Raw genomic sequence first — 22,174 nt, forward strand, 5'->3', positions numbered from 1 at the left:
CGGCCGGGGCGCCCCGCCCCGGCCGCGCCATCGTCCGACCGACCTGACGGGAAGTACACACATGTCCAAGCGCCTGCCGCTGATCGCGGGCAACTGGAAGATGAACAACAACCACCTGGAGGCCATCGCCCTCGTCCAGAAGCTGGCGTTCGGCCTGAACGACAAGGACTACGACAACGCCGAGGTCGTCGTCCTGCCGCCGTTCACGGACCTGCGCAGCGTGCAGACGCTGGTCGACGGCGACAAGCTGCGGATCGGCTACGGCGCCCAGGACATCTCCGCCCACTCCATTGGCGCCTACACCGGCGAGATCTCCGGTGCGATGCTGGCCAAGCTGGACTGCGGCTACGTCCTGGTGGGCCACTCCGAGCGCCGTGAGTACCACCAGGAGGACGACGCCCTGGTCAACGCGAAGGTCCAGGCGGCCTTCAAGAACGACATCGTGCCGATCCTGTGCGTGGGCGAGGGCCTGGAGGTGCGCAAGCAGGGCCGCCAGGTCGAGCACGTCCTGGCGCAGCTCGACGGCGCGCTCAAGGGCGTGCCGGCCGAGCAGGCCGAGCGGATCGTCGTGGCCTACGAGCCGGTGTGGGCGATCGGTACGGGCGAGGTCGCGACCCCCGAGGACGCCCAGGAGGTGTGCGCGGCCGTGCGCGTGCGCCTGTCGGAGCTGTACTCGCCCGAGGTCGCGGGCGCGGTGCGCGTGCTCTACGGCGGTTCGGTCAAGGGCGACAACGCCCCCGGCATCATGGCCAAGGACGACGTCGACGGCGCCCTGGTCGGCGGCGCCTGCCTGAAGGCGGACGAGTTCGTCAAGATCATCCGGTTCGGCGACAAGTAGTTTCGCCGACAGGCCGCCGTGACCTGCGACACCGCCCTTCCCGGACCGGAGTCCGGGGAGGGCGGGGCCCGACGAGTGCCGTGGTCGGGCTAGACTTCGCTGAGGGGATGGCCGTGCCTCGCGGTTTCCCCTCCCGTGTCGCCATGGGCACGGTAAAATCCGAAAACGTCCCCGGTCTCCTCCTTCCGTGATCCGAGCCGGCCAGGCCGGTGCCGAGCACCGCCGCTGGTACGGGTGGTGAATGGGGGGCCGAGGTGTCCATTCCCCCGCTGCGGGGTCGAGCTACGGGTGAGCGTGTGATCCTCGGTCTGTCCATCTTCGTGATGCTTCTCAGCGCGCTGCTGATCTTCCTGGTGCTCATGCACAAGGGGAAGGGCGGCGGCCTGTCCGACATGTTCGGCGGAGGCGTCATGTCCTCCCTCGGGGGTTCGTCGGTCGTCGAGCGCAACCTCGACCGCATGACCATCGCTGTCGGGGTCGTCTGGATCCTCGCCATCGTCGCCCTCGGCCTGTTGATCAACCGGGGCATGTAGCCGGCGATACGCAGGCACCCCCCGTCCACAGTCAAGCTCGCCCGAGTGTCGGTGAGCGAGTTCGCCGAAGGAGTTTTTCGTGGGTAGTGGCAGTGCCATCCGTGGCAGCCGAGTCGGAGCCGGCCCCATGGGCGAGGCGGAGCGGGGCGAGGCCGCCCCGCGCGTGCGGGTTCCGTTCTACTGTGCGAACTTGCACGAGGTCGTGCCCAGCTTCGCGAGCGAAGCCGCGGTCCCCGACGAGTGGGACTGCCCCCGTTGCGGATTCCCCGCGGGCAAGGACAAGGCGAACCCCCCGTCGCCGCCGCGTACCGAGCCCTACAAGACGCACCTGGCCTACGTGAAGGAGCGCCGCAGCGAGGAGGAGGGCAAGCTCATCCTGGATGAGGCCCTGGCCAAGCTGCGCGCCGACCGCGCGGCCGTGGAGGCCCACATGAAGGCCGCCCAGAACTAGGGCCAGGGCCGGCTCTGCCGGTCCGGCCCGTACCGGGGCCCGTCGCGTCCACCGCGGCGGGCCCCGGTCGTGCGTCGGGCGGGCCGGGCGACGTGCGGGTACGCGCACGGACATGAAAGCTGACCGGTAGTTCCTCATTCGCGGGACTGGTGTGGCGGGAGCGAATTAGGGTGATCGCCACGCACCCCCAACAGCCCCTCATGAGGAGATGGTGTCGATGTCCACGTGCCCGACCGGCGGCGACCACGACTGGATTCTCGGTGACGACCGCAAGTTCCAGTGCGCCAAGTGCGGGGCTCAGAGCGCGCGCAGGTTCTGAGAGCCGGGGCCGGGCTGGACGGTCCCGCGTGCGGCCAGATCGCCCTTGAGGGAGGCGCGCCAGGTCACCGGCTCTCCCAGGACCTCGGCCACCCCCTTGGCCCAGCGTTCGAGGGGTGCGAACGCGTCCGGTCCCTCCCGCAGGACGGTCCGTCCCTGGTAGTGGACCCCGTCCAGGACCACGATCTCGCCGTCGACTCGCAGCTCGGTGTCGTACTCCCTCGTATTGCGCCTCATGGACGGGACTCTAGCGGGGCGGGTCGGGCGATGCCCCGCCTTCGGCGCGATCGTCCGAAGACGGACACGGGGCCGGACCGCGCGGCACCGACCACACCGGGGAGTTGGAACAATGGGGACATGGCTTCCCCCGAACCCTCGGACGACCCCCCGGTCCTGCGGGGCGTCCCCTCGGACCTGACACACACCTCCGGCAGTGTCTCCCACCTGCGCCGGTACGTGAGCCTGCGCGGCCCCAACGCGCGGATGTGGATGGCGGCGGCCTACCTCTCGGGTGCCCTCACCGTGGGCTTCCTCGTCGTGGTGGGCTCGCTGCTGTGGAACCTGCTGCGCCAGGACTACACGGTCGGATCGGTGACGCTGTGGTCGGCGGCGGCCCTGACCATGGCCTTCGTCGGCCCGGGCAGCAACATCGTCCTGCTGCGCGGCCTCCCGCAGCGCATCACCCGCCAGGGCATCAGCGCCGACAGCGACGGCGTCATCGTGCTCCAGGAACGCAAGTGGTGGTTCCCCGGCGAGGGCACGTTCATCGGATGGAACGAGATCCGCCGCGTCCGCGAGGACCACACCGGTGACCGCCGCCGCACCTACTTCATCGAGTTCGTCCTGGACACCTACCGCACGGACGAGGAACTGCCCACCTGGGCCGAGTCCGCCGAGAGCCTGGGCCTGACCTCGGTGGAGGCCCCCACGCAGTTCTACGTCCAGGTCCCACGGGACCACAAGGAGAAGATCCTGCGGATGATCGAGCGGACGGCGCCGCTGCCCTCGGTCGTGGAGCGCTCACCGCTGAGCCTGGACTGAGCGCCTGCCGCCGAGCCGGCGGGTCAGCTCCGCCGCGGCGTCGCGCACCCGCCCGGCCAGCGCCATCGGGGTGACCGGCCGGGCGCTGGGCACGGTGAGGCTGATGGCCGCGGCGGGCCGGCCGTTGTGGTCCAGCGCGGCCGCCGCCACCGACACGAAGCCGTCGGTCACCTGGCCGGCCTCGATCGACCAGCCCTGGCGGGCCTCCTCCTCCAGGACCCGTCGCAGCTCCCCGGGGTCGGCGGGCCCCCGGCCGGTGCGGTCGGTGAACGCCGCCCTGTCGGGGTAGAGGGCGCGCACCTGCGCACGGGGGAGCCGGGCGAGCATGGCCCGCCCCGACGCGGTCAGGTGCGCGGGCAGGCGGACCCCCACACCCGTGATGAGCGTGGGCGCGTGCGGCGGCTGCTCCTTGAGCAGGTACAGGGTGTCGGCGCCGTGCAGCACGCCCAGGTGCGCGGTGGCGCCGGTGGCCTCCATCAGCTGGTGCAGCAGCGGCCGGGCCAACCGCTCGACGCCGTCATGGCGCAGGTAGGCCGAACCGATCTCGAACGCGGCCACCCCCAGGCCCCAGCGGCGCTCCTCGGGCAGGTGGGTGACGAAGCCCTCCTGGGCCATCGCCTCCAGCAGCTGGTAGACGCTGGAACGGGGCACGTCCACTTCCAGGGCGATCGCCGAGGCCGACACCGGGCCGGGGCGGGAGGCCAGGAACCGCAGAACGCGCAGGGCGCGTGTGGCCGCCGGCACGAAACTCATACCCCGATTGTTCCACGGAATCGGTGTCCGCCCAGGTCCGGGCGCTGGCCGGGGTGGGCCACGATCGCGGTCCCGGTCCGGCGCCGGCCGTCGGCACGGCCGGTGGGGTGATGTCTGAAATCCCAGACGGAACCCTCGTGTCAGGGCTTCTGCGGCGGGTCCGGTGGAGGTGGAATGGGGCCATGTCCACAGCAGCCCCTTCCGTCAACGTCGGCGGTGCCCCGCTCACCCCGGCCCAGGTCCTCGACGTCGCCCGCAACGGCGCCCGCGTCATCATCGGAGAGGAGACCCGCAAGGCCGTCCGGCACGGCCGCGAGCGGGTCGAGTCGCTGGCCCGGGGCGAGGTCCCCGCCTACGGCGTCAGCACCGGCTTCGGCGCCCTGGCCACCCGCCACATCGCACCCGACCTGCGCGCCCGCCTGCAGCGCTCGCTCATCCGCTCCCACGCCGCCGGGGCCGGCCCCGAGGTCGAGCGCGAGGTCGTGCGCGCCCTCATGCTGCTGCGCCTGCGCACGCTGGCCTCCGGCAACACCGGCGTGGAGGTCGCCACGGTCGACACCCTCGCGGCCATGCTCAACGCCGGGATCACGCCCGTCGTGCACGAGTACGGCAGCCTGGGCTGCTCCGGCGACCTGGCGCCGCTGTCGCACGTGGCCCTGGCGCTCATGGGCGAGGGACAGGTCCGTGACGCCGCCGGTGAGTTCCTGCCCGCCTACACCGCCCTGCACGCCGCCGGGATCCGCCCGGTCGAGCTGGGCGCCAAGGAGGGCCTGGCACTGATCAACGGCACCGACGGCATGCTCGGCATGCTCGCCATCGCCTGCCAGGACCTGACCCGCCTGCTCAAGGTCGCCGACATCACCGCCGCCATGAGCGTCGAGGCGCTCCTGGGCACCGACCGGGTCTTCGCCGACGAACTCCAGCGGCTGCGGCCCCACCCCGGCCAGGCGGCCTCCGCCGCCAACCTGACCGCGCTGCTGGCCGACTCGCCGATCGTCGCCTCCCACCGCGGCCCCGACTGCAACCGGGTCCAGGACGCCTACTCGCTGCGCTGCGCCCCGCAGGTCGCCGGCGCCGCCCGCGACACCCTGGACCACGCGCTCCTGGTCGCCGGGCGCGAACTCGACAGCGTGATCGACAACCCCGTGGTCCTCGACGACGGCCGTGTGGAGTCCAACGGCAACTTCCACGGCGCGCCCGTGGCCTACGTCCTGGACTTCCTGGCGATCGCGGTCGCCGACACCGCCTCCATCGCCGAGCGGCGCACCGACCGCATGCTCGACGTGTCGCGCTCCCACGGCCTGCCGGCCTTCCTGGCCGACGACCCCGGCGTGGACTCCGGGCACATGATCGCCCAGTACACCCAGGCCGCGATCGTCTCCGAGCTCAAGCGCCTGGCCGTGCCGGCCAGCGTCGACTCCATCCCCAGCTCCGCCATGCAGGAGGACCACGTGTCCATGGGCTGGTCGGCCGCGCGCAAGCTGCGCCGCGCCGTGGACGGGCTCACCACCGTGCTGGCCGTGGAACTGCTGACCGCCGCCCGCGCCCTGGACCTGCGCTCGCCGCTGCAGCCCGGGCCCGCCACCGGAGCCGTCGTGCGCGCCCTGCGCGAGCACGTCGAGGGCCCCGGCCCCGACCGCCACCTGTCGCCCGAGATCGCCGCCGTCGCCGCCCTGGTCAGCGACGGGACGGTCGTCGAGGCGGCCGAGTCGGTCACCCCCCTGTCCTGACCCCCGGTTCGCACCACCCCAGGAGACGCCCATGAGCACCCCGCGTACCGTCCGTGCCGCCCGCGGCACCACCCTGTCGGCCAAGGGCTGGCCGCAGGAGGCCGCCCTGCGCATGTTCCACAACAACCTCGACCCCGAGGTGGCCGAGCACCCCGAGGACCTGGTCGTCTACGGCGGCACCGGCAAGGCCGCCCGCGACTGGCGCAGTTTCGACCGGATCACCGCCTCGCTGCGCGACCTGGAGGGCGACGAGACCCTGCTCGTGCAGTCGGGGCGCCCGGTGGGGATCATGCGCACCCACGAGTGGGCGCCGCGGGTGCTCATCGCCAACAGCAACCTCGTGGGGGACTGGGCGAACTGGCCCGAGTTCCGGCGCCTGGAGGCGCAGGGCCTGACCATGTACGGGCAGATGACCGCCGGTTCGTGGATCTACATCGGCACCCAGGGCATCCTCCAGGGGACCTACGAGACCTTCGCCGCGGTGGCGGCCAAACGGTTCGGGGGCAGCCTGGCCGGGACCATCACCCTCACGGCGGGCCTGGGCGGCATGGGCGGCGCCCAGCCGCTGGCCGTCACCATGAACGGCGGTGTGGCGATCGTCGTGGAGTGCGACTCCAGCCGCATCGACCGCCGGATCGAGCACCGCTACCTGGACGTGCGCGCCCACGGCCTGGACCACGCGCTGGAGCTGGCGGCCAGGGCCCGCGACGAGCGGCGCGCCCTGTCCATCGGCGTGCTGGGCAACGCCGCCGAGGTCTTCCCCGACCTGCTCGCCCGCTCCGCGCCGATCGACATCGTCACCGACCAGACCTCCGCCCACGACCCGCTGGCCTACCTGCCCGCGGGGGTCGCGTTCGAGGACTGGAAGGCCCTGGCCGCCGCCAAGCCCGAGGACTTCACTCAGCGGGCGCGCGCGTCCATGGCCGCGCACGTGGAGGCCATGGTGGGCTTCCAGGACGGGGGCGCCGAGGTCTTCGACTACGGCAACTCCATCCGTGACGAGGCCCGTGAGGGCGGCTACTCCCGCGCCTTCGACTTCCCCGGGTTCGTGCCCGCCTACATCCGCCCGCTCTTCTGCGAGGGCAAGGGACCGTTCCGGTGGGCCGCTCTGTCCGGCGACCCCGCCGACATCGCGCGCACCGACCGGGCCGTCCTGGACCTGTTCCCCGACAACGACCACCTCGCCCGGTGGATCCGCATGGCGGGCGAGCGGGTCGCCTTCCAGGGGCTGCCCGCCCGCATCTGCTGGCTGGGCCAGGGCGAGCGGGCCGCCGCGGGCGAGCGCTTCAACGAGCTCGTCGCGTCGGGGGAGATCTCCGCGCCCCTGGCGATCGGGCGCGACCACCTGGACACCGGATCGGTGGCCTCGCCCTACCGCGAGACCGAGGCGATGAAGGACGGCTCGGACGCGATCGCCGACTGGCCGCTGCTCAACGCCCTGGTCAACACCTCCTCGGGGGCCTCGTGGGTGTCGATCCACCACGGCGGCGGCGTCGGCATGGGCCGTTCCCTGCACGCGGGCCAGGTGAGCGTTGCCGACGGCACCGAGCTGGCCGCCGCCAAGCTGGAACGGGTGCTCACCAACGACCCCGCCATGGGCGTGGTCCGGCACGTGGACGCGGGCTACGAGGAGGCCGAGCGCGTGGCCGAGGCGCAGGGCATCCGCGTTCCCATGCGCGAGGGCGACGGGGAGCACGTGTGAGCACACCGAACCCCGTCCCCGATGCCGGGGCGTTCGACCGCCTCTGGGCCGACCTGGCCCCCGTGGGCCGCGACGCCGGCAGCGGCGGCTACCACCGCTTCTCCTGGACCGGCGCCGACACCGACGCGCGCGCCTGGTTCACCGAGGCGGCCGCCGCCCGCGGCCTGGACGTGCGCACCGACCGCAACGGCAACCTGTGGGCCTGGTGGGGCACCCCGGGGCCCGGCGCCGTGGCGACCGGCTCCCACCTGGACAGCGTCCCCGACGGGGGCGCCTTCGACGGCCCCCTCGGTGTGGCCTCGGCCCTGGCGGCCGTGGACGAGCTGCGCCGGCGCGGTGTCACCCCCGCGCGCCCGCTGGCCGTGGTCGTGTTCGTGGAGGAGGAGGGCGGCCGCTTCGGTGTCCCCTGTCTGGGCAGCCGCCTGGCCACCGGGGAGATCGCGCCCGAGCGGGCCCGGGGCCTGACCGACGCCGCGGGCGTGACGTGGGAGCGGGCGATGGAGGAGGCCGGGCTCGACCCGCTGGGCCTCGGCGCCGACCCCGACACCCTCGGACTGCTCGACGCGTTCGTCGAACTGCACGTGGAGCAGGGCCGTGCCCTGGCCGACACTCCGCACCCGGTGGGCGTGGCCGGTTCGATCTGGCCGCACGGGCGGTGGCGGATGGACTTCACCGGCCGCGCCGACCACGCGGGGACCACCCGCCTGGCCGACCGCAACGACCCGATGCCCCCGTTCGCGCACGCGATCCTGGCCGCCCGGTCACTGGCCGAGGCGCACGACGCCCGGGCCACCGTCGCCAAGGCCGTCATCACGCCCAACGGCACCAACGCCATTCCCTCGCTGGTGCGTGCCTGGCTGGACGCCCGCGCCGCCGACGAGGACGCGCTGGGGGCCGTGGTCGAGGGTGTGCGCGAGGCGGCGGAGAAGGCGGCCCGCGAGCACGGTGTGGGTCTGGCGATGACCAACGAGTCCCACACCCCGCTGGTGTCGTTCGCCCACGACCTGCGCGACCGGCTCGCCGCGGTCGTCGCCGCCGGAAGCGCGCGGGGGGAAGGGCTACCGCCCTCAACGGACACTGGCGTGCCTGTCCTTCCTACTGGGGCGGGGCACGACGCCGGGGTGCTCGCGGCGCACGTGCCCACCGCGATGCTCTACGTCCGCAACCCGACCGGGGTGTCGCACTCGCCCGAGGAGTGGGCGAGCCCCGACGACTGCCACGCGGGCGTGGCCGCCCTGGCCGACGTCCTCCAGGACCTGCTCGCCCGGCCCGCCGGGGCGGTGGCGCCGTGACCGCCCCGACCACCGCGCGCCTGTGGTGCGAGTGGGCCTGGACCGGCTCGGGCGGCGGCGCCCCCGAGCACGGCGTCCTGCTGGAGGTCGGTGCCGACGGACGCCTCACCCGCGTCGAGTCCGGCACCCCTCGCCCCCCGGACGCGGAGCACCTCGCCGGCCTGACCCTGCCGGGTCTGGCCAACGCCCACTCCCACGCCTTCCACCGGGCGCTGCGCGGGCGCACACACACCGGCTCCGGGTCCTTCTGGACCTGGCGCGAGGTCATGTACCGCGCCGCCGACCGGCTCGACCCCGACCGCTACCTCCGGCTGGCCCGCGCCGCCTACGCGGAGATGGCGCTGTCCGGGGTGACCTGTGTGGGCGAGTTCCACTACCTGCACCACGGTCCCGGCGGCGTCCGCTACGACGATCCCAACGCCATGGGCCGCGCCCTGGTCGCGGCGGCGGCCGACGCCGGGGTCCGCCTGACCCTGTTGGACGTGTGCTACCTGTCCGGGGGCCTGGACGCCCGGGGCGAGCACCTCCCGCTCGCCGGCCCGCAGCTGCGGTTCGGCGACGGGTCGGTGGACGCCTGGGCGGAGCGCGTGGCGGCCCTGGACCTGGCGGACGCCCACGCGAGGCCGGGCGCCGCCGCCCACTCGGTGCGCGCGGTCCCCGCCGACCGCCTGCCGCGTGTGGCCGCCCTCGCCGAGGAGCGCGACCTGCCCCTGCACGTCCACGTCTCCGAGCAGCCCGCGGAGAACTCGGCCTGCCTGGCCGCCTACGGCCGGACACCGGTCGCCCTGCTCGCCGACTCCGGCGCGCTGACCGAGCGCACCAGCCTGGTGCACGCCACCCACCTGACCGACGACGACGTCGCCGCCGTGCGCCGGTCCGGTGCGACCGTGTGCCTGTGCCCCACCACCGAACGCGACCTCGCCGACGGCCTGCCCCGCACCGGCGACCTGGTCCCGGCCCCGCTGAGCCTGGGCACCGACCAGCACGCGCAGCTGGACATGTTCGCCGAGGCCAGGGGCGTGGAGCTGCACGAAAGGCTGCGCACCCACCGGCGCGGGGTCCTGGGCACCGGCATCCTGCTGCGCGCGGCCACGGTCCAGGGGCACGCCTCCCTGGGCTGGCCGGACGCGGGCAGCCTCACCCCGGGCGCCCGCGCCGACCTGGCCAACGTCGCCCTGGACGGCGTGCGCCTGGCCGGGGCCGACCCCGCCCACAGCACGGACGCCGTGCTCTTCGCGGCCACCGCCGCGGACGTGCGCCACGTCATGGCCGACGGTCGGTGGACCGTCCGCGACGGCGTCCACACGGCGGTGCCCGACACCGCCGGCGAACTCGACACGGCGATCAAGGAGCTACTGCGATGAGCGACCTGCCCTCGACGATCCTCGTCGACGACATCGGCACCCTCGTGACCAACGACCCGGCGCTGGGCCGGGGCGCGGTCGGTGAGATCGAGGACGCGGCGCTGGTGATCGAGGACGGCCGGATCGCCTGGACCGGGCCGTCCGGCCGCGCGCCCGCCGCCGACGCCCGGATCGGCGCGGCCGGGCGGTGCGTGCTGCCCGGGTTCGTCGACAGCCACTCGCACATCGTCTTCGCGGGCGACCGCAGCCGCGAGTTCGCCGCTCGGATGAGCGGACGCCCCTACTCCGCCGGGGGCATCCGCACGACCGTGGCCGCCACCCGGGAGGCCTCCGACGCCGCGCTGCTCGACGGTGCCCGCCGGCTGGTGCGCGAGGCCGCCACCCAGGGCACCACCACCCTGGAGGTCAAGTCCGGGTACGGCCTCACCGTCGCCGACGAGGAGCGCAGCCTCGCCGTGGCCGCGCGGGTCACCGACGAGGTCACCTTCCTGGGCGCGCACGTGGTCGCCCCCGAGTACGCCGACGACCCGCAGGGCTACGTCGACCTGGTCACCGGGCCCATGTTGGACGCCTGCGCGCCGCACGCCCGGTGGATCGACGTCTTCTGTGAGCGCGGCGCCTTCGACGAGGAGGCCTCGCGGCGCGTCCTGACCGCCGGGATGTCGCGCGGGCTGCTGCCGCGTGTGCACGGCAACCAGCTGGGGCACGGGCCGGGGGTGCGGCTCGCGGTGGAGCTGGGGGCGGCCTCGGTCGACCACTGCACCTACCTGGCGCCCGAGGACGTCGACGCCCTGGCCCAGGCCGCCGCGCGTCCCGAGCCCACGGTCGCCACCCTGCTGCCGGGCGTGGACTTCTCCACCCGCCAGCCCTACCCCGACGCCCGGGCGCTGGTCGACGCGGGCGCCGTGGTCGCCCTGGCCAGTGACTGCAACCCCGGGTCGTGCTTCACCTCCAGCCTCGCCTTCTGCGTGGCGGTGGCCGTGCGCGACATGGGCCTGACCCCCGACGAGGCGGTCTGGGCGGCCACGGCCGGGGGTGCGCGGGCCCTGCGCCGCACCGACGTCGGCCACCTGGCGCCGGGCGCCCGGGCCGATTTGACGCTGCTGGAGGCGCCCAACCACCTGTACTTGGCCTACCGGCCCGGGGTCCCGCAGGTCGCGGCGGTGTGGAAGGACGGGGAGCTGGTCGCCGGAACGCCGTGACGGCCGCGAGCCCTCACCGCGCGAGCTGTTCCGGGAGCCCTCGGACACGCGCGCTGGTCCGCGAGCCCTGAGCACGTGCGTTGCTCCGCGAACCCCGCGCGCGTGCGTTGACCCGCCGGTAACCGGGCCTGTGCGCGAACTCAACGGCGGGTTGACACCGCCGAAACGCGGCGGCCCGATCCTGGAATCACGTCGGTGCGCGTCCGTCGCCGCGGGACAGCGTGGTCCCGCGGCGACGGGGGCACCTTCCCTCCAGGAGGTCTCGTTGGCTCTGTGGCGGATCAGGACCGCGGTCGAGGACCGCCCCGGCGGTCTGGCGGGCGTGGTCGGCGTCCTGGCGGACCACGGCGGCGACATCGTCGGCCTGTCCGTCCACACGGACGTGTCCGGTGTCGTCGACGAGTTCGTGGTCGACCTCCCGGGCGGTCACACCGAGGCCGTCCGGGCGCTGGCCGAGCACTGCCCGTCCGGCACGGTGACCGCCGTTCCCGCCCAGAGGCGCGAGGTCGGGGACGACGTCACCCGGGCGCTGCTGCTGACCGCGCGGCTGCGCGCGCACCCCAACGCCCTGCCGGACGCGCTGGGGGAGCTGCTGTTGGCCGACGACGCCCGCTGGACCAACCTCACGCGGGCCGAGAGCGCGGTCGAGAGCGCGGACGGCACGGCCGCCGGAACCGCGATGCTGGTGCCGGTCGGCCCCCTGCGCGGCGTGCTGGTCGTGCGCTCCTCACGCCCCTTCACCTGGACCGAGTCGAGCCGGGCCGACGCCCTGGTGCGCTCGGTCATGCCCTCCACCGGGCCGGTGCCCACCGACCGCGTCGTCCGTACGCCCCAGGGGCTGGGCCTGGCCCTGCGCCAGGTGCGCGAGGCGGACGCGCCGGCTCTGCGCGACCTGCACCGCCGCTGCTCCGAGGAGACCGTGCGCAACCGCTACCTCGCGGGCGTGAACGAGCTGAGCCCGCGCATGCTGCGGGTGTTCTGTGACGCCGAACGTGGGCTGACCCTGGCGGTGCGGCCGCAGGGCCGGGAGGAGCCGGTCGCCCTGGGCCACCTGATGTACACGCTCGACCCGGGCGTGGGCGAGATCGCCTTCCTGGTGGAGGACGCCTGGCAGGGCAGCGGGGTGGGGACGGCGCTCACCCGGGCGCTGACGGTGATCGCCGCGGACTGGGGGCTGGCCGAGGTCCGGGCCGAGACCACTCTGGGCAACACCGGGATGCTGAGGATCATGCGTCGTTTCGGCGCGTCCGTGCAGACGCGGAGCGGCACCTGGGTGCACGCCCGGCTGCCGGTCGCCGAGGCGCTCCAGACGGATCCGGGCGAGCAGGCGCGGCGCGTCGGGCGGTTCGCGCGCCTGATGAAGCGGGGCTGAGGCCCATGGGAACGCGGGTGTCGGCGGCCACTGAGGGTGTCGCCGACACCCGCTCGGCCCTACTGGTCGGCGGACTCGTCGCCGGAGGCGGCACCGCCGTTGTCGGCCGCCGCCTTCTTGGTGGCGCGGCGCTTCTTGACCGGGCGCGAGTAGTCGACGAGGGGCTCCAGCTTGACCTGGTGCTCCTTGAAGCACTCCTCGCAGGCGTCCACCTCGCGGACGGCGCCCTCCCAGGCGAACTGGATGACCTCAGACGCCTCGACCTTCTCCTCGCGGACGGCGTGGGGGTCGCAGTACTTGCGCGTGAAGACCTCGGTGACCACGGCGGGGATTTCCCTTCGGTATGGCGTGAACAGGCGGACCCCTGATCATACACGTGTACGAACGCGGTACCCCGGACATGCTCCGGGATTCCGTCATGGGTTCGGGGTCGCCCCGAAGCCTAGCGAAGACGGAGGGTCGTTGGGCCCACGCGCGACGCGTGCGCCCGGGGTGACCTGGGGGTCCGAAGGGGTGTCGGTGCCGTCGCGGCCGCCGGAACCGGCCGAAATTCCGGTGCCGGGTATTTCGCGCCGGGTTCCCTTTGACCGATTCCCGCGGAACAACGCAACGTATTCGCGCGTATCGATTTCCTTGTTCGACGAACAGGGGCGCGGTCGGATGGTTATCGTGTGCCCTGTCTCCACTGACGGCGGTCCGACCGCATGACCGCCTCGTGGAAACCGGGAAGCCGCGCCCGTCCGGCGCGCCCCGGCGCAGGACGGAGTCCGTGGGGGACGGAATCCGGGACTCGAATCAGGGGGAGAGCTGTGGTCGAGTATATGGAGGGAACCTACAGAAGCCGTGGTGGCGGCCCAGGGGAGGGTGTCGTCGCCGACGTGACCTGGTCGGACTCGGCCAGGCGCCGGGAGCGGGCCGACACGGCCTACGCCTGGGAACGGCTGTCGGTCGATCCGCGCTTCGTGAAACTCCGCCGGAGGTTCGCGCTCCAAGTCGCCGTTCTGGTGTCATTGTTCCTTTTGAGTTACCTCACCTACCTTCTGCTGTCCGCCTATGCGCGGGACGTGATGAGCTACCAGGTGGCCGACTCCGTCAACGTCGCCCTGCTGATGGGAATCGGGCAGTTCCTGCTGACTTTCGTGCTGGCGTGGGCGTTCGGCCGTTTCTCCACGCGCGCGATCGACCCACTGGCCGCGGAGATCCGTGACCGCGCCCGCGCCGACGGCACCCTCACCGGGCGGGTGTCGCGGCGATGAACCCCACGGCCCCACCGATCCCGGAATCCCTCGTCAGCGCACTGGAGGGCCAGTTCGGCCCCGCGCACGCCTGGACGCTGGCCCTGTTCGCCCTCTTCGTCCTGGTGACCCTGGTCATCTCGATCCGTGTGCGCCGCACCACACGCGGGGCCGTCGACTACTTCGCCGGCGGGCGCGGCTTCTCCAGTACCCAGAACGGGCTGGCGCTGACCGGTGACTACCTCTCGGCGGCCTCGTTCCTGGGCATCGCGGGGATGATCGCCCTGCAGGGCTACGACGGCTTCCTGTACTCCATCGGTTTCCTGGTCGCCTGGCTGCTCGTCCTGCCGATGGCCCAGCTGATGCGCAACACCGGCCGGTTCACCATGGCCGACCTGCCCGCGTTCCGGATGCGCCGGATGCGCGTGCGCCTGGCGTGCGCGGTCTCCACCGTCACGGTGTGCGTGTTCTACCTGGTCGCGCAGATGGTCGGTGCGGGCGCCCTGGTCGCGGTCCTGCTCGGCCTGCACGACGGCGGATCCTTCCTGGGCCTGAGCGCGGACCAGGCCCGCACCGGCGCGATCGTCCTGGTCGGCATCCTGATGATCGTCTACGTCATGTACGGCGGGATGAAGGCGGCCACGTGGCTGCAGATCATCAAGGCGATCCTGCTGCTGACCGTCACCGGGCTGCTGACCGCGCTGGTGCTGTCGCTGTTCTCCTTCGACCCGCGCGCGCTGCTCGGGGCGGCGGCCGACGCCAGCGGACACGGCTCGGCGTTCCTGGAGCCCGGCCTGCGCCTGGGCGTCGAGGTGCCCGGCGACCCCGTGCAGACCGCGTTCAACAAGCTCGACCTCATCAGCCTGGGCCTGGCGCTGGTCCTGGGCACGGTCGCCCTGCCGCACATCCTCATCCGCTTCTACACGGTCCCGGACGGGCGCTCGGCGCGTACCTCGGTCAACCGCACGATCGTGATGATCGGCGCCTTCTACCTCATGACGCTGGCGCTGGGCTTCGGCGCCGCGGCCCTGGTCGGGTCCGAGCGCATCCTGGCCGCCGACGCCTCGGGGAACACGGCCGTGCCGCTGCTCGCCGAGGAGGTGGGGCGGCTGACCGCCGGACCGGTGGGCGCCGCGGTCATGCTGGCGCTGGTGTCGGCGGTGGCCCTGGCGACCATCCTGGCCGTCATCGCCAGCCTCACGCTGGCCTCGTCCTCCTCCATCGCGCACGACGTGTTCGGGCACATTCTCATGTGGGGGCGCCCGCGCGAGTCGCAGGAGGTGGGCGTGGCGCGCTTCTCGGCCTGCCTGGTCGGCGCGGTCGCGATCGTGCTGGCGGTCCAGGCCCAGAACCAGAACGTCGCCTTCCTCGTCGGGCTGGCCTTCGCCATCGCCGCGGCGGCCAACCTGCCCGTCATCGTGCTCACCATGTTCTGGCGGCGGTTCAACACCCAGGGCGTGGAGTGGGGGGTCTACGGCGGGCTGTCGGCCACGCTGGTGCTGATGGCGCTCTCGCCCGTGGTGTCGGGCCGGACCCACCCGGTGACCGGGGAGAGCCTGTCGGTGCTGCCCGCCTGGATCGACATCCAGGTGTTCCCGATGGAGAACCCGGCGCTGGTCGCGGTGCCGATCGGGTTCGCGTGCGCGATCGTCGGGAGCCTGCTCTCCCCGGAGCGCGACTCCGCCCGCTTCACCGAACTGCGGGTGCGCTCGCTCACCGGCTGGGGAGCGGAGCAGGACTAGGGCGTGTGCGGCGGGTACCCGCCCGAGGGCTTGGGCCGTGCCGCGGCCAGGGCCTTGGCGACCTCGCGCAGGTAGTCCGGCAGGCGCGGCGCGTTGGCCGCGACGCGGTCCCACGCCCGGACCGCCTCGGCCAGCTGCCGGCGCGGGGTCGGCCGGTCCGGGTGCCCGGCCGCGGCCTTCTCCTCGCGGCGGAACGAGGTCCGCAGCGCCCAGAAGACCATCGCCATGAACGGCCGGAACGGACCGCGGCCGCGCGCGTCCAGGACCGCCTCGACCGACCACCGGCCGTCGGGGGTGAGGGAGGGCGACAGCCAGGCGGTGATGTCGACCAGGCGGTGGGCGGCCTCCAACCGCGCGGGCGGGGCCGCCCCGGTGTCGCCCGTCCCCTCCAGGGCGGCGTACCAGGCGTGGGTGTCGACGGTCAGGGAGCCCTCGGCCGAGCGCAGCCAGGCACCGCGGCCTGGCAGCCGGATCGAGGCGGTCGCGGTGAGCAGCCCGGCCGCGGCGTCGTGCGTCACCGTGCCCGAGGTGACGGGGGGCTCGTCGGAGCCGACGGTGTCGGGCATGGCGTACTCCACCCGCGAGGTGCCGTGCTCGTCCCAGGAGAGCAGAGTCACCCCGGTGCCGCTCCAGCCCTGATCCGCGTACACCGGCTCCAGGGGCACACCCTCGGCGGTGAGTTCGGCCAGGTGGTAGTGCGTGCGGGGGGCGAGGTGGCGGCCGGACTGCAACTGCAGGGCCAGGACGGAGGAGCGCACCCGCAGGGTCTCGGCCTCCTCGGCGTCGAGGCCGGTGGCGTTCCGCAGGCGCTCGGCGGCTTCCCGGCGCTCGCGGCGGGCCTCCCGGAGCGCCTCGCGGTCCACGAGGCCCAGGCTCTCGGCGTGCTCGTCCAACCGGTCGCGGGTCGCCTCGTCCGGCGTCAACAGCCAGCCCCGGCCGTCGAACCGGCAGGAGCGCGCGACCTCGTACGCGGCGGCGACCGTCTCCCCGACCACCTCACGGGCCACCGGGGTGATGTCGAAGGTGTGGCTCAGACGGGGCACGGTGTCTCCGGTCTCCATGGTCGTACGGGTCGGTGAGGCCATTGTGGTGCACGGGCCGGGGCGGACGCCACGGGCACCGGCCGAATCGTGGTTGCCGGTGCCCCGGCGGCACGGCAGGATGGCGGCCATGCAGATCAGAGACGCGCGCACCGACGACTGGCCCGGAATCTGGGCCTTCCTCAGCGGCATCGTCGCCGCGGGCGACACCTTCACCTGGGACCCCGACATCGACGAGGAGCGGGCCCGCCGGACGTGGATGAAGCAGGCGCCGGGGCGCACGTTCGTCGCCGTCGACGAGGACGGCACCGTCGTCGGCACCGCGGAGAGCCACCCCAACCAGGCGGGCGGGGGCTCCCACGTGGCCAACGCCGGGTTCATGGTCCACCCCGACCACAGCGGTCGGGGCATCGGCCGCGCCCTGTGCGAGCACACCGTCGAGCAGGCGCGCGCCGACGGCTTCCGGGCCATGCAGTTCAACGCGGTGGTGGAGACCAACACGCGGGCCGTCGCGCTGTGGCGCTCGCTCGGCTTCGAGATCCTGACCACCGTCCCCGAGGCGTTCCGGCACCCGACCAAGGGCTTCGTCGGCCTGCACGTGATGTACCGGAGGCTGCGGTGACCAGGTACGTCGTGCTGCTGCGCGGGATCAACGTCGGGGGCCACCGGCGCCTGCCCATGGCCGACCTGCGGGAACTCCTCGGCGGACTCGGGTACACGAACGCGGCCACCTACGTCCAGAGCGGCAACGCGGTCCTGGACGCCGACACCGACGACGGCGGGGCCGTCGCCGCGGCGGTCTCCGCGGCGATCCGGGAGCGGTTCGGATTCGACGTGCCGACCGTCGTGCGCTCCGCCGAGCGGATGCGGGCCGTCGTGGCGGACAATCCGCTGGAGGTGTCCGACCCCGCGCGGTTCCTGGTCCTGTTCGGCACCGCCCCGTTCGACACCGGGGCCCTGGGCGCCCTGGACCTGTCCGCCTACCCGCGCGAGCGCCTGGCGGTCACCGGCACCGAGGTCTACACGTGCCACGAGGACGGCATCCGCTTCGCCAAGCTGCCGGAGGTGGTGGGCCGGTACACGGACGGAACGGTCACCGCGCGCAACTGGCGCACCGTGCTGCGGATGCTGGAGATGGCCGAGCGCTGATGCCCGCTCGCCGTGCGCCACTGTCCGAGAGTGGTCCTCGGTGATCCGAGGGCGGTGCACGTCCGCCCGCACGAGCAGGGGAGAGGGGTGTTGCCCGTGCCGAGACGGTGGACGGCGATCCTGCGCGACCTGGCCGACACGGCGCGGCCGATCCGGCCGGAGGACTGCCACGGACTGCTCAACCGCTGGTGGCCGCAGCCGCCGGAGGAGCACGCCGCGGCCAAGCGCTGGTCGATGAACGGCTGGCCGGTCCCGCTGGGCGACCACCTGTACCACTGGACCCTGACCTGGTTGGACGACGACGTGCCGCCCCCGGTGGACCCCGTGGACCTGGTGGGCGAGCCCCAGCGGATCGGCGACCACCTGCTGGAGCCGCTGTCGGTGACCCGGACCTTCGACCACACCTACGAGCAGGTCCTGACCGCGCCGCGCGGCCCCTCCGTGCTCCGTTCGGCCGAAGTGCGCAGCCGGACCCCCGTGGTGATGACCACCCGCGACGCCTCCGGGGAGCGCATCCCGCACATCTGGCCGCACCCGCGCCGCCTGTTCGGCGCGGTGCACCGGTCCGGCGGCGGGATCGTCGGCGGCAGCGGCGCCGTGGGCGCGGTCGCGCGCTTCGCGCCGCCGGACCTGGCCGAACACTGGCTCGACCTGGTCCTGGAGGGGCTGGCGCAGGTGCGCCGATCGCCGCTGCAGGGGCAGGACCTGCGGCTGGCGGAGCACCGCCACGCCGAGAACCGGACCGTCCTGGGCTGGCAGGGCGGGTTCGTCCTGGACCTGGTCGGCGGCGACCGCGGCCACGCCGACGCCTTCGCCGCCCTGCTCGAACTCCTGGAGTTGGCCGGCGCGGGCAAGTACACGGCCCAGGGGTTCGGGTCCCTGCGGGTGGACACCGTGACCAGCGACCGCTTCGCCACCGGGGTCCCGGTGGCGCGGGCGCGCCGGTCACCGCACCGGGTGGCGCGGCCGGCCGGGTCCCGGCGCCCCGCCGAGCCCCGTTCGCACGCGGTGGCCGAGGCCGAGGAGTTCGGCGGAACGCTGTTCGACTGATCCCCACGACCGCCGGTTCCCGCTCGAGGACGGGAGCGGGGACCGGTGCCGGTCCGTCGCCGTCCCGGACGCGCGCTCCGGCGTCACCCGCCCCGTGGACGGGGGCGGGAGGCGCCGACGCGCGCTCACCCGTGCCGTGACCGGTCGGGTGGGCCCGCGTCCTGGTCGCGCAGTGCGCGGGCGAGTCCGCGCAGGTGCGGTACCAGGTCCTGGACGGTCAGCGGCGGTGCCGCCGGTGCCTGGGGGTCGGTCAGGTCGCGGCCGCGGCGGGCGACCGGCTCGGCTGGGCGCTGGACCACCATGGGAACCTCCGTAGCGGGGTGGGGTGTGCATCCAGCTCTCTCGGACAGCCGGTCGGAGGCGGTGGCCAGAACGGGACACACCGGGCGAAAGGGATGTGCGGGAGGGGTGCGGACTGGTATCCGTGGTGTTCTGCTCGAGGCCCGGCGCCCGCCATCGTCCGAGAGAGACCAGGAGAGAGCCCTTCGCGCGTGCGGCCCCCGCTGCGCGCGAAGGGTGCCACGCACGCACCCGGCCCGGTGGGCCGGGACCGACCAACCGGACCAGCCGGACCCGACGACGAGGAGCCCGACACTGTGACGCGCGCCAGCGAGCAGCGACCCCGCCGCCGGGGCGGGACCACTCCCGCCCGGCCGCCGGAGCGCGGCGTGGTCGTCGGTGTCGACCTGCGCGGGATCCAGGCCTACGTCTACAGCGGCCGCCGCATCCTGGACGCGGTGGGGCGGGCCGCGCTGGTCGCCGAGCTCACCGACACCTCCGACCGCCACCACGGCATCGCCGACCTGGTCCCCGAGGACTGCGTCGTCCTGCGCGACGCGGGCGGGGCGCTCACGGTCGTCCTGCCCGACCCCGCGGCGGCGCGCGCCTTCACCGCCCGGTACACGCGACTGCTGCGCGACCGGGCCGGCGACCTCACCCCGGTCGTGGCGCACGTGCCCTACGGGCCGGACGCGCCGGCCGGGGAGCGGGAGACGGCGGGTGACGCGGGGGAGGAGGTGTCGTCGGTGGCCCGCGGGATTGATGAGACGGCGGAGGCACCCCGAGGTGTGGACGCGGTGAGAGCGGCGGCCCGTGGGGTGGATGAGGCGGCGGAGGCACCCCGAGGTGTGGACGCGGTGAGAGCGGCGGCCCGTGGGGTGGATGAGGCGGCGGTGGCCCGCGGGGTGGATGAGGCGTTGGAACGGCTCCCCGCGCGCCTGCGGGCGGCCCGGCGGCGGATGTCGGCGCTGCACACCCCCGCGCACGGCTACGGGATCACCGCTGTGTGCTCCGTCGGCGGCGGACCGGCGGAGTCGGTCGACAGCAGCCGCGCCCAGGACGACCGCGCCGGGGTCCCCGAGCGCGTCGCAGCCGACGTCGCCCGGGCCCGGGGGATCGGCCGCCGCTGGCACCGCGCGCACAGTGCCGCCTGGCTGGCGGGCGCGGCCACCGCCACCGGTCGGCCCCGCCTGGAACTGCCGATGGAGATCGACCGCCTCGGCCGCGACCACGGCGACCTCAGCCGAATCGCGGTCGTGCACATCGACGTCAACGGGCTCGGCGCCATCCTGGGCGAGTACCGCGACCGCGCCGGGGACCCGGCGGTTCCCGGCTCCGGGGCGGCCGCCCAGCGGGGCCTGTCCACGCGTATCGCGGGCCTGACCGAGGGGTTGGCCCGCGCCCTGGTCCGGGCGGTGGCCACCACCGTGCGCGCCGATCCGGGCCGGCCGGCCACCGTGCCCGGCTCCGGGGCGGCAGCGCCGCTCACCCTGCACCGGTCGCCGACCGGGACCGTGCGCCTGCCGGTGCGCCCGATCGTGGTCGCGGGCGACGACCTCACCGTGCTCTGCGACGCCCGCCTGGCACTGAGCCTGACCCGTTACGCGCTGGACTGGCTGGACGCCGACCCCGAGCGGATCGGCGCCGCCGGAGACCCCCGGGTGGCTCTGCACCGGGAGCTGGCCCGCGCGCACGGCGGGGTGGGCGCCCGGACGGTCGCCGGTGCGCGCGGGACGCATACGGCGCACACCACGTTCGTGCCGACGGTCGGCGTGGGCATCGCGGTCCAGCCCGTCGGCGCCCCCCTGTCCCTGGGCTACGACCTGTGCGAGGCCATGTGCCGCCGCGCCAAGGACCACAGGGTCGAACTCATGGAGCACGGCGCCCCCGACGACCACGCCGTGGCCTGGACGACCCGCTTCGACGGTGTGGACCGCGTCCTGCGCCGCCTGGACCGTGCGCGCTCGGCCGCGCCGCCGCGCACCGCCCTGCCGATGACCGGGACCGCCTTCGCCGACTTCCTGGACCGGTACCTGTCCGCGGGGGCTCCGGACAGCCTGCTCGCCGACGGCGACACCCGCCACCGGAGCTGGCTGGTGTCGTCCCTGGTCCCGCTCCTGAAGTCGGGAGGCGACCCCTCCGCCGAACTCCACCGCCGCACCCGGGTGACCGGAGTGCCCGCGGCGCTGCCCCGGGACTGGACCCCCGGCGCGTTGCTCGACGCCGTCGAGGTGCTGGACCTGTACCTGGACCCGGGCCTGGCGGCGGCCCTCGAACCCCACCGGCCCCATGACCGAGGGCGGACAGGGGTCGGTGGCCCTCTTCCCGGTCCGACGGGCGCGCCGGCATGAGCGCTCCGGACCGGATCGTCGTCCGCCTGGCCGCACCGGCGCTCTTCGTCGGGGCCAGCGCGGACGGCACGGGCGCCGACACCGACATCGTCACCGACGCCCACGGGCTGCCCTACCTGCCGCGGCACCGCCTGGCGGCCCGGCTGTCCGAGGGCGCCGGCCGCGCGCTGACGGTCGCCGCGGACCTGGCGGGCCCGGCCGGGCAGGTCTTCGGGCGCAGCCGCTCGCACGGCTCCGGCCGCCTCCTGCGCCTGGGGCACGCGGTACTCGACGACGACGTGCGCGCCGCGGTCGCCCGAGCCCTGGCCGGGCGCGCCGAACCCGAGCGCTCCACACTGCGCCGTGCGGTCACCGACGCCTTCACGGCGCTGGAGTCGGGCACGGCGGTCGGCCCCGACGGCGCGCCCGTCCCCGGCGGACTGCGCACCCACCGGATCCTCCTGCCCGGACCGGTCCTGACCGCCGCGCTCACCTGGTCGGTCCCGCCCGGCCCCGAGCACTGGCGGATCCTGGCCCGCGCCTGCCTGGCGACCACCCAGATCGGCTTGAAGGCCACCCGCGGACGGGGCAGGGTGGACGTACGGCTGGCCGGGCCCGACGGCGCCGACCCGCACGCCGAGACACTGCGCCTGGCCGCGCCACCGGGTCCGGTGGCGTCCGACGAGCGGGAGGAGGCGCGCGCGTGAACACGAGTCCGAACCGACGGCGGCCGCGCCGCCCGCCCGTTCCGGG

General features: G+C 74.3%; 22 protein-coding genes. 17 read left to right on the top strand and 5 right to left on the bottom strand.

The genetic code is table 11. The features are described from left to right. The first annotated feature begins 61 nt into the window (after positions 1-61). The 3 genes from tpiA (at position 62) to HNR10_RS26170 (ending at position 1,822) form a co-directional block, all read left to right on the top strand. On the top strand, positions 62-838 hold the full coding sequence (gene tpiA, locus HNR10_RS26160; RefSeq protein ID WP_179828004.1) for a triose-phosphate isomerase: 777 nt from the start codon (positions 62-64) through the stop codon (positions 836-838). Between the two features lie 296 nt (positions 839-1,134). Continuing rightward, a complete protein-coding gene (gene secG / locus HNR10_RS26165) occupies positions 1,135-1,371 on the top strand; it encodes a preprotein translocase subunit SecG (protein WP_179828007.1) in 237 nt (78 codons plus the stop codon). A gap of 79 nt (positions 1,372-1,450) precedes the next feature. Next, positions 1,451-1,822 carry an RNA polymerase-binding protein RbpA gene (locus tag HNR10_RS26170; RefSeq protein ID WP_082376156.1) on the top strand — a complete coding sequence of 124 codons (372 nt, stop codon included), beginning with the start codon at positions 1,451-1,453 and terminating at the stop codon, positions 1,820-1,822. A gap of 297 nt (positions 1,823-2,119) precedes the next feature. Here HNR10_RS26170 and HNR10_RS26175 read toward each other — a convergent pair whose 3' ends face one another. Then, positions 2,120-2,377, bottom strand: coding sequence for a hypothetical protein (locus tag HNR10_RS26175; RefSeq protein WP_179828008.1), 258 nt, complete (start codon positions 2,375-2,377; stop codon positions 2,120-2,122). A 120-nt stretch (positions 2,378-2,497) separates the two neighbouring features. Between HNR10_RS26175 and HNR10_RS26180 the strand changes: the two genes are divergently transcribed. Beyond that, on the top strand, positions 2,498-3,181 hold the full coding sequence (locus tag HNR10_RS26180; RefSeq protein ID WP_179828010.1) for a hypothetical protein: 684 nt from the start codon (positions 2,498-2,500) through the stop codon (positions 3,179-3,181). Here HNR10_RS26180 and HNR10_RS26185 read toward each other — a convergent pair. Next, positions 3,161-3,934 (bottom strand): IclR family transcriptional regulator, encoded by a 774-nt coding sequence (locus tag HNR10_RS26185; RefSeq protein ID WP_179828013.1) that lies wholly within the window; start codon positions 3,932-3,934, stop codon positions 3,161-3,163. The two genes, HNR10_RS26180 and HNR10_RS26185, sit on opposite strands and share 21 nt — an antisense overlap. 182 nt (positions 3,935-4,116) lie before the next feature. Here HNR10_RS26185 and hutH point away from each other — a divergent pair, with 182 nt between their 5' ends. The 6 genes from hutH to HNR10_RS26215 all read left to right on the top strand — a co-directional run bounded on the left by hutH (position 4,117) and on the right by HNR10_RS26215 (position 12,596). After that, a complete protein-coding gene (hutH, locus tag HNR10_RS26190; protein WP_179828015.1) occupies positions 4,117-5,664 on the top strand; it encodes a histidine ammonia-lyase in 1,548 nt (515 codons plus the stop codon). Positions 5,665-5,695: 31 nt separating this feature from the next. Then, positions 5,696-7,366 carry a urocanate hydratase gene (hutU, locus tag HNR10_RS26195; protein WP_179828017.1) on the top strand — a complete coding sequence of 557 codons (1,671 nt, stop codon included), beginning with the start codon at positions 5,696-5,698 and terminating at the stop codon, positions 7,364-7,366. After that, the gene (locus HNR10_RS26200; protein ID WP_179828019.1) at positions 7,363-8,658 is read left to right on the top strand and encodes an allantoate amidohydrolase; all 1,296 of its coding nucleotides are present in this window, start codon (positions 7,363-7,365) and stop codon (positions 8,656-8,658) included. Before hutU ends, HNR10_RS26200 begins: the two co-directional genes overlap by 4 nt. After that, positions 8,655-10,022, top strand: a complete 1,368-nt coding sequence (locus HNR10_RS26205) for a formimidoylglutamate deiminase (protein ID WP_179828022.1) — start codon at positions 8,655-8,657, stop codon at positions 10,020-10,022. Before HNR10_RS26200 ends, HNR10_RS26205 begins: the two co-directional genes overlap by 4 nt. Next, complete coding sequence (hutI, locus tag HNR10_RS26210; protein ID WP_179828024.1) at positions 10,019-11,224, top strand: imidazolonepropionase; 1,206 nt, start codon at positions 10,019-10,021, stop codon at positions 11,222-11,224. The genes HNR10_RS26205 and hutI overlap by 4 nt, the downstream gene beginning before the upstream one ends. A gap of 265 nt (positions 11,225-11,489) precedes the next feature. Next, the gene (locus HNR10_RS26215; RefSeq protein ID WP_179828026.1) at positions 11,490-12,596 is read left to right on the top strand and encodes a GNAT family N-acetyltransferase; all 1,107 of its coding nucleotides are present in this window, start codon (positions 11,490-11,492) and stop codon (positions 12,594-12,596) included. Positions 12,597-12,655: 59 nt separating this feature from the next. On the opposite strand, the gene HNR10_RS26220 is transcribed toward HNR10_RS26215, so the two are convergent. Next, positions 12,656-12,919 carry a hypothetical protein gene (locus HNR10_RS26220; RefSeq protein WP_179828028.1) on the bottom strand — a complete coding sequence of 88 codons (264 nt, stop codon included), beginning with the start codon at positions 12,917-12,919 and terminating at the stop codon, positions 12,656-12,658. A 486-nt stretch (positions 12,920-13,405) separates the two neighbouring features. Here HNR10_RS26220 and HNR10_RS26225 point away from each other — a divergent pair, with 486 nt between their 5' ends. Together HNR10_RS26225 and HNR10_RS26230 are read left to right on the top strand one after the other, a co-directional pair. Next, positions 13,406-13,852, top strand: a complete 447-nt coding sequence (locus HNR10_RS26225) for a DUF485 domain-containing protein (RefSeq protein WP_312889422.1) — start codon at positions 13,406-13,408, stop codon at positions 13,850-13,852. Continuing rightward, on the top strand, positions 13,849-15,573 hold the full coding sequence (locus HNR10_RS26230) for a solute symporter family protein (protein WP_179828032.1): 1,725 nt from the start codon (positions 13,849-13,851) through the stop codon (positions 15,571-15,573). The genes HNR10_RS26225 and HNR10_RS26230 overlap by 4 nt, the downstream gene beginning before the upstream one ends. Here the strand turns inward: HNR10_RS26230 and HNR10_RS26235 are convergent. After that, positions 15,570-16,634: a hypothetical protein gene (locus tag HNR10_RS26235; RefSeq protein ID WP_218898034.1), complete on the bottom strand. Its 1,065-nt coding sequence runs from the start codon at positions 16,632-16,634 to the stop codon at positions 15,570-15,572. The two genes, HNR10_RS26230 and HNR10_RS26235, sit on opposite strands and share 4 nt — an antisense overlap. Before the next feature lie 109 nt (positions 16,635-16,743). On the opposite strand from HNR10_RS26235, the gene HNR10_RS26240 reads away from it, so the two are divergent. The 3 genes from HNR10_RS26240 to HNR10_RS26250 all read left to right on the top strand — a co-directional run bounded on the left by HNR10_RS26240 (position 16,744) and on the right by HNR10_RS26250 (position 18,812). Further along, a complete protein-coding gene (locus HNR10_RS26240) occupies positions 16,744-17,235 on the top strand; it encodes a GNAT family N-acetyltransferase (RefSeq protein WP_179828034.1) in 492 nt (163 codons plus the stop codon). Further along, positions 17,232-17,762 (top strand): DUF1697 domain-containing protein, encoded by a 531-nt coding sequence (locus HNR10_RS26245; protein ID WP_179828036.1) that lies wholly within the window; start codon positions 17,232-17,234, stop codon positions 17,760-17,762. Before HNR10_RS26240 ends, HNR10_RS26245 begins: the two co-directional genes overlap by 4 nt. 87 nt (positions 17,763-17,849) lie before the next feature. Next, a complete protein-coding gene (locus HNR10_RS26250) occupies positions 17,850-18,812 on the top strand; it encodes a CRISPR system precrRNA processing endoribonuclease RAMP protein Cas6 (RefSeq protein WP_179828038.1) in 963 nt (320 codons plus the stop codon). Positions 18,813-18,937: 125 nt separating this feature from the next. Here HNR10_RS26250 and HNR10_RS26255 read toward each other — a convergent pair whose 3' ends face one another. Beyond that, positions 18,938-19,114 (bottom strand): hypothetical protein, encoded by a 177-nt coding sequence (locus tag HNR10_RS26255; RefSeq protein ID WP_179828040.1) that lies wholly within the window; start codon positions 19,112-19,114, stop codon positions 18,938-18,940. A gap of 294 nt (positions 19,115-19,408) precedes the next feature. Between HNR10_RS26255 and HNR10_RS26260 the strand changes: the two genes are divergently transcribed. Next, a complete protein-coding gene (locus tag HNR10_RS26260; protein WP_376769776.1) occupies positions 19,409-21,442 on the top strand; it encodes a hypothetical protein in 2,034 nt (677 codons plus the stop codon). Next, positions 21,439-22,128 (top strand): hypothetical protein, encoded by a 690-nt coding sequence (locus HNR10_RS26265; protein WP_179828042.1) that lies wholly within the window; start codon positions 21,439-21,441, stop codon positions 22,126-22,128. The genes HNR10_RS26260 and HNR10_RS26265 overlap by 4 nt, the downstream gene beginning before the upstream one ends. The last annotated feature ends 46 nt before the right edge of the window (positions 22,129-22,174 follow it).

Origin of the sequence: Nocardiopsis aegyptia, assembly GCF_013410755.1 — a bacterium.
Classification (GTDB): domain Bacteria; phylum Actinomycetota; class Actinomycetes; order Streptosporangiales; family Streptosporangiaceae; genus Nocardiopsis; species Nocardiopsis aegyptia.